15 protein-coding genes and 1 pseudogene are annotated in these 17467 nt (G+C 63.8%); 6 read left to right on the forward strand and 10 right to left on the reverse strand.

Going from position 1 to position 17467, the window contains the following annotated elements:
* Window positions 1–250: 250 nt before the first annotated feature.
* The 8 genes and pseudogenes from J7347_RS07790 to J7347_RS07825 form a co-directional block, all read right to left on the reverse strand.
* Complete coding sequence (locus J7347_RS07790; RefSeq protein WP_209161564.1) at window positions 251–2029, reverse strand: hypothetical protein; 1779 nt, start codon at window positions 2027–2029, stop codon at window positions 251–253.
* Entirely contained in the window at window positions 2026–3108 is a 1083-nt protein-coding gene (locus tag J7347_RS07795) for a chemotaxis response regulator protein-glutamate methylesterase (RefSeq protein ID WP_209161565.1), read from the reverse strand. The genes J7347_RS07790 and J7347_RS07795 overlap by 4 nt, the downstream gene beginning before the upstream one ends.
* Window positions 3109–3113: 5 nt before the next feature.
* On the reverse strand, window positions 3114–3971 hold the full coding sequence (locus tag J7347_RS07800; RefSeq protein ID WP_245173900.1) for a CheR family methyltransferase: 858 nt from the start codon (window positions 3969–3971) through the stop codon (window positions 3114–3116).
* 91 nt (window positions 3972–4062) lie between these two features.
* Entirely contained in the window at window positions 4063–4542 is a 480-nt protein-coding gene (locus J7347_RS07805) for a chemotaxis protein CheW (protein WP_209161566.1), read from the reverse strand.
* Window positions 4539–6239, reverse strand: coding sequence for a methyl-accepting chemotaxis protein (locus tag J7347_RS07810; protein ID WP_209161567.1), 1701 nt, complete (start codon window positions 6237–6239; stop codon window positions 4539–4541). The genes J7347_RS07805 and J7347_RS07810 overlap by 4 nt, the downstream gene beginning before the upstream one ends.
* Before the next feature lie 58 nt (window positions 6240–6297).
* Window positions 6298–6798 carry a chemotaxis protein CheW gene (locus J7347_RS07815; RefSeq protein ID WP_209161568.1) on the reverse strand — a complete coding sequence of 167 codons (501 nt, stop codon included), beginning with the start codon at window positions 6796–6798 and terminating at the stop codon, window positions 6298–6300.
* Between the two features lie 4 nt (window positions 6799–6802).
* The gene (locus tag J7347_RS07820; protein WP_209161569.1) at window positions 6803–8827 is read right to left on the reverse strand and encodes a chemotaxis protein CheA; all 2025 of its coding nucleotides are present in this window, start codon (window positions 8825–8827) and stop codon (window positions 6803–6805) included.
* A pseudogene (locus J7347_RS07825) lies at window positions 8824–9192 on the reverse strand (response regulator). Before J7347_RS07825 ends, J7347_RS07820 begins: the two are co-directional and overlap by 4 nt.
* Before the next feature lie 14 nt (window positions 9193–9206).
* Between J7347_RS07825 and J7347_RS13290 the strand changes: the two are divergent.
* Window positions 9207–9515 carry a hypothetical protein gene (locus J7347_RS13290; RefSeq protein ID WP_245173901.1) on the forward strand — a complete coding sequence of 103 codons (309 nt, stop codon included), beginning with the start codon at window positions 9207–9209 and terminating at the stop codon, window positions 9513–9515.
* A 425-nt stretch (window positions 9516–9940) separates the two neighbouring features.
* Here J7347_RS13290 and J7347_RS07835 read toward each other — a convergent pair whose 3' ends face one another.
* Window positions 9941–10159, reverse strand: a complete 219-nt coding sequence (locus J7347_RS07835) for a hypothetical protein (RefSeq protein WP_067677988.1) — start codon at window positions 10157–10159, stop codon at window positions 9941–9943.
* Window positions 10160–10218: 59 nt separating this feature from the next.
* The gene (locus tag J7347_RS07840) at window positions 10219–11433 is read right to left on the reverse strand and encodes a sulfotransferase (protein ID WP_209161571.1); all 1215 of its coding nucleotides are present in this window, start codon (window positions 11431–11433) and stop codon (window positions 10219–10221) included.
* Window positions 11434–11674: 241 nt separating this feature from the next.
* Here J7347_RS07840 and serS point away from each other — a divergent pair, with 241 nt between their 5' ends.
* From serS to J7347_RS07865, 5 genes are all read left to right on the forward strand, one after another.
* The gene (gene serS / locus J7347_RS07845; protein WP_209161572.1) at window positions 11675–12958 is read left to right on the forward strand and encodes a serine--tRNA ligase; all 1284 of its coding nucleotides are present in this window, start codon (window positions 11675–11677) and stop codon (window positions 12956–12958) included.
* Window positions 12955–13728: a 5'/3'-nucleotidase SurE gene (surE, locus tag J7347_RS07850; RefSeq protein WP_209161573.1), complete on the forward strand. Its 774-nt coding sequence runs from the start codon at window positions 12955–12957 to the stop codon at window positions 13726–13728. Before serS ends, surE begins: the two co-directional genes overlap by 4 nt.
* Window positions 13728–14825, forward strand: a complete 1098-nt coding sequence (locus J7347_RS07855; RefSeq protein ID WP_209161574.1) for a potassium channel family protein — start codon at window positions 13728–13730, stop codon at window positions 14823–14825. Before surE ends, J7347_RS07855 begins: the two co-directional genes overlap by 1 nt.
* A gap of 79 nt (window positions 14826–14904) precedes the next feature.
* A complete protein-coding gene (rimO, locus tag J7347_RS07860) occupies window positions 14905–16326 on the forward strand; it encodes a 30S ribosomal protein S12 methylthiotransferase RimO (RefSeq protein ID WP_209161575.1) in 1422 nt (473 codons plus the stop codon).
* A 55-nt stretch (window positions 16327–16381) separates the two neighbouring features.
* On the forward strand, window positions 16382–17467 hold the full coding sequence (locus tag J7347_RS07865) for a serine hydrolase (RefSeq protein WP_197465429.1): 1086 nt from the start codon (window positions 16382–16384) through the stop codon (window positions 17465–17467).

A 17467-nucleotide genomic window follows, 5' to 3' on the forward strand; every position in this document is an offset into this window, starting at 1 on the left:
CCCCTCCCCGAGCGTCCCGAAAAGCGCGCCTTAAGCACGGCCTCGCAACTGAGCGAAATGGTCCGACAATGCCTGGAAAGCAGCCATGTTGGTTCTAGGACGGACGCGGCTTTGGCTTCGGCGTGGCTGGCTCGGCTTCGTAGACCAGCCACGTTACCATATGGGCCTGCTTCTCGGACCTTGGGCTGCGTCCCTTTGGCGAAGAAGCGGGGCAGTCGCGATCATCCGGCCACCGCTTGCGCTTCACGGTCTAGAAAAGGCCGTCGTCGTCGTCATCAGCATCGCCGAACAATCCATCGCAAGCATCCTCGACTGGCACGTCCAATTCGGCTCCTCCCGGCACGTGCCGCCGATGGACCTCGCGTTCCTGCGCCATGGAATAACGCCCGGCGATTTCGGAAAGGATCGCGGTAATCGCGTTCAGCGCTTCGGCAGAGGGGGCCGCCTCCTCCCCATCCGAAATCCCCTGCGACATCGCAGAGAGGAATTCGCTTGCGACTGTCATGTCGCGCTCGAGCGACAGCTCCTCGGCCAGGTCGGTGTCGACGCTGTCGAGAAGGGCTATCAGATCGACCGCCTCGAGCCTGCCCTGCTCTATTCCGCTTTCGTTACTGCTGCATCCCTGCCTGACGATCGCCAGCGCGTCCGCAAGATCGGGCCGCGTTTCCAGCGTCGTGGTGGCCTGAATCGCCGGGCCGACCCTGGAAAGATTGGCGACCAGTTCGATCATGCCCTCCAGCGCCTCGCCCAGCTTGACGCAAAGGCAATCGATTTCCTTGGCGATCACGAACACGGCGCGCCCCGTATCACCGGTCCGACGGCACAGGACGAGCATGTTCATTGCGATATTGCGGACATCGATCCTGAGATCGGAAAAGATCTTGAGCTTGAGGCCCAACTGGACCAGCGCTTCGGCCACCGCGCCCATGAGAAGACTGGATTGCCCATCGGTTTCGCGGAGCCGGGTGGTCAGGCCCTCCATTTCCGCGATATTGTATTCGACCTCCTGGAGAAGCGTACGCTCCCCCCTTTCGGCATCGCCTGTCGAAGCCTCGTCTTCCATCAGGGACACCAGCCGTTCGGTCAGCGGGCCGATACCGCGCAGCGATGTCAGCAGTGTCGTGGACCCGGTGGTGAAATCCATCGCCGCCGCATCCAGCAGATCCGCCAGAAGCCGGTGGATGTGCGCTTGCACCGCGCGAACCGCATCTTGATCGGAAGCGATCGGAGCGGTGTGCCGGTCGAGAATTTCAAGCGCTTCGACCACATGCTCGATCCGCTGGCGCGTGCTATCACCGACCTGCAGCGCTCCGAGGACGAGCGCGACTTCGCCTTGGATCTGCTGCGCGATCGTCAGGACGCTTGCTGCCAGATTTCCCATCGCCTTCATGTGGTCGCGAAGCACCAGCGCATTCTTCGCCAGCAATTCGGGCACCGCAGGCACGGTCCGTGCGCATTCGAGGCGGAGCGGTTCTATCAGCTGGTCGGCATCCGACAGGCTGGGGGCCAATGCCTTCAGCGTGTCGGAAATTGCGCCCAGATTCTCGCGACCATACGTCACCCGGCTGCCGATATCGGAAACAAACCGAACAAAATCGTCCTGCCCCTGAGAGGCGATCTTCGTGTTCACGCCATAGATTTCGAGTGCGTAGAAGAGGTTCTGCACTTCTTCGACCCGGTTGCAGAGCATCGTCGAATCGTTCCTGGCCGTCTGCAGATCCCCCTCGCGGGCCTGCAGCTTTTCCGGCAGGTCGGTCAGGAGATCCGCCATGCCGGTCAGCGTCGCGACAGCCTCATCCACCGCATCTTCGTCCAGCGCGCCGCTGATAGCCTTGAGAACCGCGATCAGACGGTCGATCGTTTCGATCGCGGTCATCAGGGTTCTGCCTGCCGCGACGAAGCGGACGTCCATGCCCGCCGCCAGCTCGCTCAGATCGTGTGCCAGGCGCCGGGTCGAGCGTGGCTCTTGCCCAGCGCATGGCACCCGCGTGGCGGTTTCGAGAACGGGTAGAGCGCTGTGATAGGTCATCGTTCGGTTGCCCGTAAGAGTTCGTTGGCGATGTGGCCCAGCGGCACGATCCGGTCGGCCGCGCCACGGGCGATCGCTTCCTTCGGCATACCGAAGACGACCGATGTCGCCTCGTCCTGAGCGACAGTGCGCGCCCCGGCCTGCTTCATTTCGAGCAAGCCGCGCGCCCCATCGTCTCCCATGCCGGTCATGATGATGCCGACCGCATTCGACCCGGCGGTGCGGGCGGCAGAGCGGAACAACACGTCCACCGATGGCCGGTGACGCGAGACCAGCGGCCCTTCGCGAACGGACACGTAATAGCGCGCGCCCTGCCGCTCCAGCATCGTGTGGCGCAGACCGCCAGGCGCGATCAGCACGTGGCCGCGCATTACCGTGTCGCCGTCTTCCGCTTCCTTCACATCGACCTTGCACAGCGTGTTGAGGCGCTTTGCGAAAGCCTTGGTGAAGCTTTCGGGCATGTGTTGAACGATCACGATACCGGGCGAATTGGCCGGCAACGCCTCCAAAACTTCGCGCAGCGCTTCGGTGCCGCCGGTGGAGGCACCGATGCACACCACCATTTCGGTGGTGCGACGCATCGCATTGGCGCCCGGGGGCGGCATCATGGCATCGGCGGTCAGCTTGGCCTGGGGCGCTGCGTCCTTGCGGGCGGCGGAACGGCGGCCGAGGCGCGCCTGCGCCGCGCCCTTCACCGTTTCGCGGATGCGCATGTGCGATTCCAGCAAATGGTCGGCCACACCCATGCGCGGCTTGAGGATGATGTCCACGGCGCCCGCTTCCAGCGCCTGGAGCAGCGTTTCGGACCCTTCCTCAACCAGCGATGAGCACATCACCACCGGCACCGGGCATTGGCTCATCAGTTTGCGAAGGAAGGTGATCCCGTCCATGCGCGGCATTTCGACGTCCAGCGTCACCACGTCGGGCAATTCGGCCTGAATATACCGTGCGGCGGCGAAGGGATCGGATGCGGCGGCGATCACCTCGATGTCCGGGTCGGCCGAAAGGATCGAGGTCATCGCCTGACGGACGCTGGCACTATCGTCGATGACAAGGACGCGGATGCGTTTTTGCGCCATGATCGTCAGACCTTCTGAAATGTAGTGAAGCCCACCTGGCGCAGCGGCAAGTGCATGTCGGCGATGGTTTCCGAATGCCCGAGCATGATCCAGCCGCCCGGCTTCAAATTGCGGCACAAACGGCCCAGCACCGCTTCCTGCGTGGGCCGATCGAAATAGATCAGCACGTTGCGGCACAGGATGATATCCATGGGATCGCCCACCGGATAGCGCGCATCCATGAAATTGAGCTGCGCGAAGCCGATGGCCGATCGCAGGGCCGGAACGATGCGAACGTCTCCGCTGCCGCGATCAACCGGCTCCATCACATATTGCCTGCGCAAAGCCGCCGGGGTGGGATCGAGCAGCGCGCGCGGATAGATGCCGCGGCGCGCGGTTTCGAGGACGTCGCTGTCGAGATCGGTGGCGAGGATGCCGTATTCGGGTCCACCGTGCCGCGTTGCGAAATCGTCGAACACCATCGCCATCGTATAGGCCTCGGCACCCGTGGAGCAGCCTGCGCTCCAGGCGCGCAGGCGGCGAATGCCCGCAGCCTTGATCGCAGGCAGAGCGGTACTTTCCATGAACTCGAAATGCTTGGGTTCGCGGAAGAAATCGGTCTTGTTGGTGGTGACCGCATTGAGAAGAAACTCGGTTTCGCTGCTGGCGACTCCGCTTTCGAAAACGGCTTCGCAATACGCGTCGAGATCTTCCAGACCCGTCGCCCGCACGCGTCGGCGCAAACGTCCTTCGAGCATGGTCTGCTTGGTCTGCGGGATCTTGATCCCCGACAGGTCCTGAATGAGTGCCGAGAGCCGGGCGAAATTCTTCGGGGACATGCTGTCCTCGGTCATCGGCCTTGCGGCAAGAGCAGTATTAGGCATGGAGCGTTATCCGAAGAGCACGGGCGACGCCCCTGTGGAGCCGACGCTACGCAGATTGCTTTAACTCGGCGAAAGGCGCCCGGCGGGCAGCTCAGGCTGCCTGAAGGCCGGGAAGAAGGCTTGCGTCCTCGCTGGAGAAGAATGCGGCCAGGTTCACCAGGATGACGAAGCCGTCATCCTGCCGCACCACCCCTTCGATATAGTCGGAACGCCAGCGCATGCCGATGTCGGGGGCAGGCTCGATCCGATCGGCCGGAAAGGCGCTGACGGCCAGGACACGATCGACCACCAGCCCCAGCGCGACATTGCGGTCCGCCAGCGTTAGATCGACGATCAGGATGCGGGTTGCCAGGGTCGGCTCCTGCACGGGAAGACCCATGCGGGTGCGCAAGTCCACCGTGGGAATGCCCGCCCCGCGCAGCTCGGTCAGGCCCAGGAGCCACTCGGGCCCCTGGGGCACGCGAAACACCGGCGCATAGTCCAGTATTTCGCGCACCATCCCGACAGAGACCGCGAAGACCTCGTCTCCGAGCCCGAAGGTGACGACCTGGGTTTCGGACCCGCTCGTCATGCCGCCTGGCCGAATTGAGCGTCGTCTTCATCCGGTCCGCCGCTCGACAGATCCAGGGCGAAGCCGCGCGCCCGATCCTGCTGGTGTGCCACGCTGCCCGATTTGAAGCCGGGTGCCTTGGCCTTGGCTTTCGCAGGAGCGAGCTTGGCAGCCGCCTTTTTCGCCTTGGGAGCCGCGACAGAACCCGCCGCATCCTCGGCGGAGACCTGGAAGAAGGCGATCGCCGTCTGAAGGTTCTCGGCCCGGCTTGCCAGCTCCTCGGACGTGTTCGAGATCTGCTCGGACGCGGTGGCGTTCTGCTGGGTCACGGTATCGAGCTGCTGAATCGCCTCGTTGATCTGGCTGGCGCCGATATCCTGTTCGCGGCAGGCGGCGCTGATCTCGGAGACGAGTTCGGCGGTGCGGCGGATATCGGGGACCAGCTTGGTCAGCATCTCGCCCGCTTCGGTGGCGGCGGTGACGGTTTCGGTCGACATCGAGCCGATTTCCGCCGCTGCGGCCTGGCTGCGTTCGGCAAGCTTGCGCACTTCCGAAGCGACCACCGCGAAGCCGCGACCATGTTCGCCCGCCCGCGCCGCTTCGACTGCGGCATTGAGCGCCAGGAGATCGGTCTGACGTGCGATTTCCTGCACGATCTCGATCTTTTCGACGATGGTGCGCATCGCGCCGACCGCCTTTTCCACCGCGACGCCGCTTTCCTGGGCATCGGTGGACGACTGGCGAGCGATCTTCTCCGTCTGGGCGGCGTTGTCGGCGTTCTGTTTGATGTTGGCAGCCATCTGCTCCATCGAGGCGGAAGCCTCTTCGGCGGAGGCGGCCTGTTCGGTCGCACCTTGCGAAACCTGTTCCGCGCTGGCCGACATCTGCTGGCTGCCCGAGGCAACGGCATCGGAAGCCGAAGTGGTGTCGCCGATGACCTTGCGCAGGCGATCGACCATCGTGGCCACCGCTGCGAGCAGGCTGTCGCGATCGTTCGCTTTCACGTCGACATCCACGGTCAGATCGCCATCGGCAACCTGACGCACCACGTCACGGACCACGGCGGGTTCGCCGCCAAGCTGTTTGAGGACCGAACGCGTCACCAGGAAGGCGGCACCCACGCCGATCGCCAGAGCGATGGCGATCAGGACCATGAACATCGTACGAGCGCTGTTGAAGATCTCGTCACCCAATTCGCTGGCAGCTGCTCCCCCATCGATGTTCAGTTGCACGATGGTGTCGAGCTTTGCTCCGAGATCACGATACATCGGGACCGAAGACGTAAGCAGGTTCTCGCCCTCTTCAAGCTGGTTCTGTTGAACTAGGACCATCAATCGATCGTGCATCTCTCGATAGCGGGCAAAGCCTGCCACGTAGGCATCGTAAGCTGCCTGTTCTTCGGAGGAAGAGATCAGAGCTTCATACTCATTCTGAACCTTTTCGAGTTGTTCCAGGCCTTCGGAGATGCGTTGTTCTTCATCTCGCATTTCGGCGGCGGTATCCGCTTGTATGTATCGATATTCGCGGACGCGAAGGTCGGCCATGCCAGTATTCATCCGGTGGGCATGATCCATAGAGGGCAACCAGTTTTCGGTGATGACCGTCGATTGATCGTTGATGGAACTCATTTGCGTGATGCCGAGCCAGCCGAGCGCTCCGGTCAGGAGCAGGATGGCCGAAAAGGCAGCCGCCAACTTCGCTTTAAGTGTCATGTTCATGGCTGTTCACCTGGTTCGAAAAAGGAAAACGGGAAAAATTATCTACAAAAAGAACGATCTAAGCGGCCGCAGCCATGCCGGGTGCGACAGATCGCAAGGTCGGCTCGAAGATTGCGGGAAGATCGGGAATGACGATGACGCCTTCGCCCCGTCGGGCGAGGCAGCGGACATGATTGCGATTCCAGCGCATCCCCACCATTGGCGGCTCTTCGCAGGACGACGGGGCGATAGCGGCGACTTCGAGCACCTTGTCGGCCCGGAAGCCGAGCCAGTGCTCTTCCCCGTCGATCGCGGTCTCGATCACCACGATGCGGCTGTCGATGGTCGCCGGCGATGCTTCCATGTCGAAGGCCAGTCGCAGGTCCGCGAGCGGGATGATCTTGCCGCGAAAATTGATCACTTCGTGAACCAGTGCGGGCGTGCCGGGCACCGGGGTTGCCGCGATCACGTCGAGAATTTCCCGCACCATCGTCGCTTCCAGCGCGAAAACCTCGCTCTGGAGTTCGAAGTGGAGGAATTCCTCACCGTCCGGTGATTTTTCGGATGTCTGGTCGGTCATCGGTCTATCCGGCGGCCTGAAGCCGCTCCTCCTGTTGCTGGGCGAGGGAGACGAGCTGGGGCACGTCGAGTATCAGTGCGACGGTGCCGTCCCCCAGAATGGTCGCCCCGGAGAAGGAGGCGGCGCTGCGGTGGAAGGCGGACATCGATTTGATGACCGTCTGATGGTTGCCGATGATCTGATCGACCACGAGGCCGACCCGTTCCGCACCGGTCGAGACAACGATGATCTTCTGATAGGGATCGGGTTTCGTGCCGCTGGCGAACACTTCGCGCAGTCGCAGGAAGGGCACCAATGCGCCGCGCAACGAGATCAGACTGCGGCCGCGATGACGCATATCGTCTTCCAGAGACAGCTCGATACATTCCTCGACGCTGGAAAGCGGGATGACGTATTGCTCCTCGCCCACGCGGACGAGCAGGCCTTCGATAATGGCCAGCGTCAGCGGGATGCGCAGCGCGATGGTCGATCCCTCGCCCGGTTCGCTGGCCACTTCGATAGTGCCGCGCAGGCTTTCGATGGTCCGCTTGACCACGTCCATGCCCACGCCGGGTCCCGAAAGATTGCTGACCTGTGCCGCAGTCGAAAAACCCGGATGGAAGATCAGCTGGAACAGCTCCTGATCGCTCAGCACCTGATCGGGCTTGATCAGGCCGCTTTCTTCCGCTTTGGCACGCACGCGATCGCGGTCGATCCCGCGCCCGTCATCGCGGATGGTGATGACGACTTCCCCGCCCGCCTGATGCGCCGAAAGCGTGATATTGCCCGATTCCGGCTTGCCGGCGGTTCGGCGCTGATCCGGCGTTTCCAGCCCGTGGTCGCAGGAATTGCGGACCAGATGGACGATGGGATCGAACAGGCGCTCGATCACGGTCTTGTCGACTTCGGTGCCCTCGCCCTCGGTCGAAAGGGCGATCGCCTTGCCGGTTTCCTCCGACAGATCGTGGATCAGGCGGCGGAACCGGCCGAACAGGGTCGATACGGGAACCATGCGCATCACCATCATGGTGTCGCGCAATTCGCCCGAAAGCCGCTCGATCTCTTCCGAAACGGACCGCAAGGCGAGATCCACATTGCCATGGGCGATCTGCGACAGGCGGCTTTGCGCAATGACCAGCTGGCCGACCCGGTCCATCAATTCGTCGAGCCGTTCGGCAGGCACGCGCAGCGTATCTCCCGCAGCCTTGCCGGGCTGTGCCTTGCCGTCCGCCGGCGCGGCACCGGCGGTGGCGTTCGTTTCGGCGGAAGCCCTACCTGCCTCGCGCGTCGAAGAAGACGGCTGTTCCAAAGCCTTCTCGCGTTCCGCGCCGATCGGTTCGATCGACAATTCCATGTCGTCCATCACGAAGATAAAGACATCTTCGATATCGTCCCGGTCGATCGCGCCCTTCAGCGTGACGTCCCAGCCGAGATGGCATTCGCGCGGGTCCAGTTCGGCCAGCGGCGGAATCCTGTCGGTCAGCAGCGCGATTTCGCATTCGCCAAGCTCGCGCAACTCGTCGAGCAGGAAGAGCGGGTTGGTACCGTTCGCCATGCAATCGGCGGGCAGGCGGAAGCGTACGCGCCACCCACCGGCCTCACCCGCGCCGGGCGTCTCGGCCTGCGCCCCCCCTTGATCCGAAGCGTCTTGATCCGAAGCGCCTTGATCCGAAGCGGCGGCAACGGCCTCGCCAAGCTGGGCGAGGATGCGGTTCTGCTTCTCTTCGTCGACTTCGCCAGCCACCAGCGCCCGCATCCGATCCTGCGCGCTCAGTACGATGGAGATCAGTTCCGGCGTCGCCGCGACCGCGCCCTTGCGGACCTGATCGAAAGCGCTTTCGCAATGATGGGTGAAGCCCGCCAGATCGTCGAACCCGAACATCGCGCCCGAACCCTTGAGCGTATGCAGCCCTCGGAACACCGCGTCGACGAGATCCTTGTCGTGCGGATTCTGTGTGAGGTCGAGCAGAGCCTGTTCGACTTCGTTCAGGACATCCGCCGCCTCGACGCGAAAGGTGTCTGCCGGATCGGGAAAGCCGGGGCCGCTCACCGGCCGAGCACCTTGCGCGCGACCTTGGTCAGCTGCTCGGGCACGAAGGGTTTGACGAGCCAGCCGGTCGCGCCCGCCGCCTTCGCCTGCGCCTTTATGTCGGCATCGGATTCGGTGGTGAGGAAGATGATCGGCACACCGGCCTACGCGGGCTGCTTGCGCAATTCGCGGATCATGGCGAGGCCGTCCATCTTCGGCATGTTCAGATCAGTCACGATCATGTCGAACTTGGTCGCGCTGGCCGTGGCCAGGCCCTCTTCGCCGTCACCCGCTTCCGTCACGGTGTATCCGGCACCGCTCAGCGCGATGCGAATGGCCATGCGAATGGACGGGGAATCGTCGACCGTGAGAATGGAAGCGGTCATTGGGTAGCATCTCCATGGAACCAGAAATCGATATCGGCGGGTGTCGCGGACTCGAGAAAGCCCGCGCGCTGCAGAAGCTGCGCGACGGGCTGGGAAGCGGGATGGGAAAGGCCGATTTGCCGTCCATCGGCGGCAGCCGCCTTGCGAGCGGCTTCAACGAGCTGCACGAAGCCAAGATCGACGATCTCCACATTGCGAATGTCGAATTCGATCGCCCCGTCCCGCGCGAACGCGGCGGTTACATCGTCATGGATTTCGCAAATGCTGGAGAGCGTGACTTCACGCGGAAACGGCACCGATTCTCCGGCGCGAGACACAGCTGACTTGTTGATTGAGACCCGTCCTGTTGCATTCGCAGTGCTAGGACAGAAAGGTCTAAAAGGTGGTTAAAACCGGCTTGCCGCCGAAAATTTTACTTCGGTTCAGAGGCAATCCATGAGGATAGCCCTCGAGATGGCTAAAAAGCGTGACTTTTAGGGTTTCGAGCTTCGGCAGACCCGGAAGCGGTCAGAAAAATTTATTTGCAAGCCGTAAAAGGTGACGTCCGAAGGCTGCCTTCTGAAAACGGCGCATCAGGCCCTCGCCTAGGCTCGCAATTGTGCGTCAGCCGGGTCTTTCCGCTTCGAAGATTATGGATCAGGCCTTGGCGGTAGTGCGCAGGAAACTATCCGCGGCCCGGTGGCCGTGAGCCGTGTATCGAAGGTCAGCGCCGGGCCTTTGGTTCGGACCCGGCGCCTGATTCGTTCATTTACGGCGTTGTGGCGCGGTTGGGGGCCGTGTCTGCACGTTCCGAAAGGCGCTTGGCGGCGTAGCCACCGGCCAGGATCGCCAGCATGCTGGGGAGGCTGAGGCGCGCGATGAGCGAGGTGGCGACCACGCCCAGGGCTGCGCCGGTGGCGCCGCCGACGCCGCTGGTCTGCTTGGCCAGTTTGTCGCCCACGAAGGCGCCGATAATCTTGCCGATCATTTCGAATTCTCCTTTAAAGGATTGAACGGTGTATCGGCGGGCCGGTTCCGGATCGCGGTTCAGGCGGAGGCGGTGCGGTTTTCGCGCGGGACGTCGAACGAGCGGACGTAATCGCCCAATTCCTCGTGCACGCGCTCGGGCGTGAGGCCGAACTGTTCGAGGCTGTAGCGGTGGGGGCGGCGCTTCAGCGCGTTCGAGCGCTGGATGAAGTCCTCCATACCCGTCACGGCGGGCTCCATGTCGAGATCGAGGAAGCGATAGACCCGCTCCATCGTGCCGCGCCAATCGGCGTCCATCGCCTCGTACTGGACGTCGATCATGCGTTCGGCGGGAATCGCGGCGCGCGCGGCCCGCATCCGCTCGATCTCCAGCCGCGTCTTGCGCAGCCATTCCTCGCCGATCGTCTTGGGATCGACGTGGTCGGAATAGATGATCGTCTGGTTCCAGGCGAGCGAGGCGGCGCTGCCCACCACCGCTTCGGGATCGCGGTGGGTGAAGATCAGGCGCGCATCGGGAAACACGGTGAGCAGCGCGGGCAGGTCGAGCATGTGCTGCGGCGTCTTCAGTATCCACGGGCGAATGCTGGAGACCTGCTGCGACCAGCCGATCAGGCGCAACAGATCCTTCATGTGGCGATAGGCGGGCGTCGCGTCCTCGCTCTCGCACCAGCGGCCATAGCTCGGCACATGCCACTGCGCTTCGTGCTTCATCCCCCAGAAGCTGGCGACGAGGAGGCCGAGCTCTTCTTCGGGCTCGAAGGGCCCGGTCGGATGGATCGAAAGCGTGCGCGGATTGGCGAGCCGGGCGACCTTCATGATCCGGCTGGCGAGGACGGGGCGGAAATCTTGCTTTTCGCCCTTCACCACCTCTTCGAATTCGGGGCGCGGCACCGGGCTGATCGTCTCGAAGCTGCGCATGTGGCTGAAGCGATGATCGGCGGCGAGCAGTCGGTGCAACCGCGTGGTGCCGGACCGCATCGGGCCGACGATGACGACCGGCCGCTTGACCGGACGGGCGAGAATCTCGGGATGGCGCGCGAACCACCATTGCGTCAGCAGGCGATCGCGCAGCACGTGATGGAACTGTTTTTCCGCCGCGAGCTTGCCCGCCGGATTGAGCCGCGCTTCGGCGTGGATCGACTGGAGCAGCACGTCGAGCGGGCGTTCGAACCAGGGATCGCCGAAATTCTCGAGCCCGGTGGCTGCGCGCGCTTCGGCCATCAGATGGGCTTTCTCCAGCCGCGGCGGATCGACCAGCCCCAGTCTGCGCCCCATTTTGACGGCAGCATTCAGACCATCGATGAATCGCGTCCGCTTCGGCGGGTCGCTGGGAAGCGGTTTCGGCGTGGCTTGCAAGTCTGTTCTGCCCAATCTGCTGCAATCGTCCCCGACGCATCGCGCCGACCGACCATAGGGTGCACAATGCGCAGGTTCGGCCAAGGTGCCCGCCCCGCCCTCATGCAGGCCAACCGCAGGGTCTGGCAAATCGGATAGGGAGCGGGCATAGGCCCAAGCCATGCACGACATCGCCTTCATCCGTCAGAACCCCGGTGCGTTCGATGCGGGGCTCGCCCGGCGCGGGGCCGAACCGCAAGCGGATCGCATCCTCGCCCTCGACGCGCGCCGCCGCGAAACGACCACTGCATTGCAGCAGGCGCAAAGCCGCCGCAACGAAGCCTCCAAGGCCATCGGGCAGGCGATGGGCCAGGGCGACTCCGACAAGGCCGAAGCGCTCAAGGCCGAAGTCGCCGAGATCAAGCAGCGTATGCCGGAAATGGAGGAGCAGGACCGCACGCTCGCAAGCGAGCTGACCGATCTTCTGGCGCGCCTCCCCAACCTCCCCGCCGAGGATGTGCCCGAAGGCGAGGACGAGGATGGAAACGTCGAAGTGTCGCAATGGGGCGACCGGCGCGAATTCACCTTCGAGCCCAAGGAGCACGCCGATCTCGGCCCGGCGCTCGGCCTGGATTTCGAGACCGGCACCAAGCTGTCCGGCGCGCGCTTCACCTTCCTGCGCGGCGACATGGCGCGGCTCCACCGCGCGCTGGCGCAGTTCATGTTGGACCGGCAGACGCGCGAGAACGGCTATACCGAATGCAATCCCCCCGTGCTGGTCAACGACGATGCGATGTACGGGACGGACAAGCTGCCCAAGTTTGCCGATGACAGCTTCCGCACCACCGACGATCGCTGGCTCGTCCCGACATCCGAAGTTCCGCTGACCTATTCGGTTGCAGGCGAGATCCTCGACGATCTTTCGGACCCGATCCGCATGACGGCCCATACGCTCTGCTTCCGGTCCGAGGCCGGATCGGCCGGGCGCGACACGCGCGGTTTCATCCGCCAGCACCAGTTCGAAAAGGTCGAGCTGGTCAGCATCTGCCGCCCCGAAGACAGCGAGGCCGAGCATGAGCGGATGACGCGCTGCGCCGAAGGGATCCTCGAAGCGCTCAACCTGCCCTATCGCCGCATGCTGCTGTGCACCGGAGACATGGGCTTCGGCGCGAAGAAGACCTTCGATCTCGAAGTCTGGCTGCCCGGCCAGAACGCCTGGCGCGAAATCAGCTCGTGTTCCAACACCGGCGATTTCCAGGCGCGGCGCATGAACACCCGCTACCGTCCGGAGGGATCGAAGAAGACCGAATTCGTCCACACGCTCAACGGATCGGGCCTCGCTGTCGGGCGCACGCTGGTGGCGGTGTTGGAAAATTGCCAGGAAGAAGACGGCAGCGTGGTCGTTCCCGAAGCGCTGCTGTCCTATATGGGCGGGGTATCGCGGCTGGAGGCGCAGAGCCGATGAAGATCCTTCTCACCAATGATGACGGCGTCCACGCCCCCGGCCTCGAAGTGCTGGAAGCGATCGCGCGCGAATTCAGCGACGATATCTGGATCTGCGCGCCGGACGAGGAACAGTCCGGCATGGGCCACGCCCTCACGCTGACCCGGCCCGTGCGCCTGCGCCAATATGGCGAGCGGCGCTTCGCCGTGACCGGCACGCCCACCGATTCCGTCACCATGGGCCTGCGCAATGTGATCGACGGCGTGCCCGACCTGATCCTGTCCGGCGTCAATCGCGGCGCCAATCTGGGCGACGACATCACCTATTCGGGCACCGTGTCCGCCGCCATCGAAGGTGCGCTGGCGGGCGTCCGCTCGATCGCGATGAGCCAGGTGCTGGGCCCTGTCAGGGGTCGCGAGGACGGATCGCGCGAGGATTACTTCGCCGCGGCGCGCGCCTGGGGGACCAAGGTGCTTGCCCCCCTGCTCGACACGCCCCTGCCCGATCGCACGCTGGTCAATGTCAATTTCCCCGCCCTCGCCCCCGATGCGATCAAGGGCATCCGCGCGGTGCGGCAGGGCTTTCACGATTATTCGCGCGGCACGGTGGTCGAAGGGCGCGATCCGCGCGGGTTCAAATATTACTGGTTCGGCCTAGAAGCGATCGAGCATACGCTGGACCACGGCACCGATCTGGAGGCCATCGACGAAGGCTATATCGCGGTCACGCCGCTCCAGCTCGATCTGACGCACCACGCCTCGCTCGGCGCATTGGCGGACCGGTTCGCGTAATGAGCTCGGACAAGCAGGTCGACCGGATCGTGCAGCAGCGCAAGCCGCGCGCCTATCGCGGCCCGCGCCACAAGCCGCTGCGCCGCGCCGTGAAGCTGCCAGTCTGGGGCGATCTCGGCATCCGGCTGGGCCTGGCCCTGCTCCTCATCGCCATCGTGGTCATGATCCACTGGTGGGACCGCGAAGGGCTGGTCGACAATCTCGACGGCGAGGTCAGTTTCCTCGACGTGATCTATTTCACCATGATCTCGATCACCACTACCGGGTTCGGCGATATCGCGCCGATTTCGGACCGGGCGCGGCTGGTCGAGGCGGTCATCGTGACGCCGATCCGCTTCGCCGTCTTCTTCATCTTCGTGGGCACCGCCTACAATTTCATCATCAAGCGCAGCTGGGAGAAATGGCGCATGGCCCGCATCCAGGAGCAATTGTCGCAACATATCGTGGTGCTGGGCTTCGGCATTTCCGGATCGCAGGCGGTCGACGAACTGATCGAGCGCGGCACCGATCCGAGCTGCATCGTCGTGATCGACCCCAGCGAAGAGCGGCTGCACGACGCCGAATCGCTGGGCTGCAACGTGATGGCGGCGGACGCCACGCGGGACGAGACGCTGAAGGCGGTGCACATCAACCAGGCGGCGAACGTGCTGGTTTCCGCCGGGCGCGACGACACTTCGATCCTGATCGTCCTGACCGTGCGCGCGCTGGCACCCTACGTGCCGATCAGCGTTGTGGTCCGCGCAGACGACAACGAATCGCTCGCGCGGCAGGCTGGGGCGAACATCGTCATCAACCCCGTGCGCTTCACCGGCCTGCTGCTGGCCGGCAGCGCCAAGGGCGAACATATCAGCGAATATCTCTCCGACCTCGCCAGCGTTTCGGGCCGCGTCCATCTGGTCGAACGCAAGGTGACCGAAGACGAATGCGGCAAGTCGATCGGCGAATTGTCGAGCGGCGGGCGGGGCCTGCGCGTCTATCGCAACGGACAGGCGCTGGGCTTCTGGGAAACCGAGTGCCAGGCCCTGCAGACCGGAGACGTGATCGTGGAAATCGTGCCCACGCCCAATGGCGAGAAAAAGGGCGACGGCGCGGACTGAAACCGCCCGCATTGCGCCAACAGTAGCGCCCGGCGCGCTAAGGGTGTAGGGGCGCGCCGGAAAAACCCCGGACACTGCCATGAACACCCCCAACTCCACGGCCATTCCCGACCAGAAGAAAGTCGGCATGGTCTCGCTCGGCTGCCCCAAGGCGCTGGTCGATTCCGAACGCATCCTCACCCGCCTGCGCGCCGATGGCTACGCGATGAGCCCGGATTATGCCGGGGCCGACGTGGTGCTCGTCAACACATGCGGCTTTCTCGACAGCGCCAAGGAGGAAAGCCTCCAAGCGATCGGCGAGGCGATTGCGGAAAACGGTCGCGTGATTGTGACGGGCTGCATGGGCGAAGAAGCCGATGCGATCCGCGCGGCGCATCCGCAAGTGCTCGCGGTGACGGGCGCGCACCAATACGAACAGGTTGTGGACGCGGTGCACACCTTTGCACCGCCGTCGCAGGGGCCTTTCGTCGATCTGATCCCGCAGCCGGACGCGCTCAAGCAGCGAAGCGATAGCGCAAGTGAATACGTGAAATTAACGCCGCGCCACTACAGTTATCTCAAGATTTCAGAGGGTTGCAATCACTCCTGCGCCTTCTGCATCATCCCCGATCTGCGTGGAAAGCTCGCCAGCCGGCGCATCGACGCGGTTCTGCGCGAAGCGGAAAAGCTGGTCGCGGCGGGGACGAAAGAGCTGCTGGTGATCAGCCAGGACACCAGCGCCTATGGCGTCGATACGCGCCACGAACAGCGCGACTGGAAGGGCCGCGAAGTCCGCGCCCACATGACCGATCTCGCCCGCGAACTGGGCGGCCTGCGCACCGCAGACGACGCTCCGCCCTGGGTACGGCTGCATTACGTCTATCCCTATCCCCATGTCGATCAGGTCATCCCCCTGATGGCAGAGGGTCTGCTGACGCCCTATCTCGACATTCCGTTCCAGCACGCCGCGCCCTCGGTCCTGAAGCGCATGAAGCGCCCGGCGAACGAGGCGAAGGTGCTGGAAAGATTGAAGAACTGGCGCGCGATCTGCCCCGATATCGCGATCCGCTCCAGCTTCGTGGTCGGCTTCCCCGGCGAGACGGAGGACGATTTCCGCTATCTCCTCGACTGGCTGGAAGAAGCGCAGCTCGACCGGGTCGGCGGCTTCCGCTTCGAACCGGTCGAAGGCGCACAGGCCAATGCGCTGCCCGATCAGGTGCCCGAGGCCATCAAGGAAGAGCGCTATGCCCGCCTGATGGAAGTGACCGAGCGCATCTCCACCGCCAAGCTCCAGGCGAAGATCGGCAAGGTTCTCAAGGTGATCATCGACGAAGTCGGCGCGCCGGACGAGGATGGCGATATCGGCGCCACCGGCCGCAGCCAGGCCGATGCACCGGAGATCGACGGGCAGGTGTTCCTGCGCGATGTCGGCGCGGACGTGGCGCCCGGCGACATCGTCGACGTCGCGATCGAGGATGCCGACGCGCACGACCTGTACGGAGTGCCGGCGACGCGCCGCTAGAACCTTCGGGACCGTTCAGCGTGGATCAGGCGTTCATGCGCTAATGCGCGCAGTCATGAAGCCTTTTCCCGCCTTTCTCCTCGCCGTTCTCGCCGCCTGCGGGACCGCGAATGCTCCACCTAGCGAGGGGCCGCGCGAAGGGAATTCGACCGTCAACGGCCAGGCGCCGGTCGCGACCACGGGTCTCGACGCCACGCGCATGCAGGCCGCGATCGCGCAAGCGGAACGCCTCGGGCCGCTCAACGCCATGGTCGTCATGCGCGACGGAGAGACGCTTTACGAAAGCACTTTCAACGACGGCCCGCCTTTGTCGCGCGCGGTGAATATCAAATCCGCCTCCAAATCCGTGTTGTCCGCTTTGGTCGGTATCGCGATCGAACGCGGCGTTCTGGAAGGGGTGGACCAGCGGGTGGTCGACGTGCTCGGCCCCGAGGCCGCCGCCAACTCCGATCCGCGCATTAACGATCTCACCGTCGGCCATCTGCTGTCGATGCAGGCTGGACTCGAACGCACGTCCGGCGCGAATTACGGCGCGTGGGTTTCCAGCAGCAATTGGGTACGCGATGCGCTGTCCCGCCCCTTCGTGGCCGACCCGGGCGAGCGGATGCAGTATTCGACCGGGAGCAGCCATATCCTGTCCGCCATGCTGACTCGCGCTTCGGGCCGTTCCACGCTCGAGCTTGCGCGCGAATGGCTGGGCGAACCACTGGGGATCGAGATTCCGGAATGGCTTGCCGATCCGCAGGGTATCTATTTCGGCGGCAACGATATGCGGCTGACTCCAAGCGATCTCGCTCGTTTCGGCGAGCTTTACCGGCTGGGTGGAGAAATCGACGGCCAGCGGATCGTGCCCTCCGACTGGATCGAGGAGAGCTGGACGCCGCGCACCCGCTCGCCCTGGAGCGGAGAGAGTTATGGCTACAATTGGTTCCTGAGCCAAGCGGGCGAATATGCCGTCAATTACGGCTGGGGTTATGGGGGGCAGATGGTCTTCGTCGTGCCGGAACTTGACCTGACCGTGGTCATGACGTCGGATATCGATGTCGAACGGGGCAGCGACCATATCGGCGATCTGCGTGCATTGCTGCGCGATCATATCGTCCCGGCAGCCGCGGCAGGCGGCGATTTCACGCAAAGCTAG

This window comes from Erythrobacter sp. A6_0 (assembly GCF_017744235.1).
Classification (GTDB): Bacteria; Pseudomonadota; Alphaproteobacteria; order Sphingomonadales; family Sphingomonadaceae; genus Qipengyuania.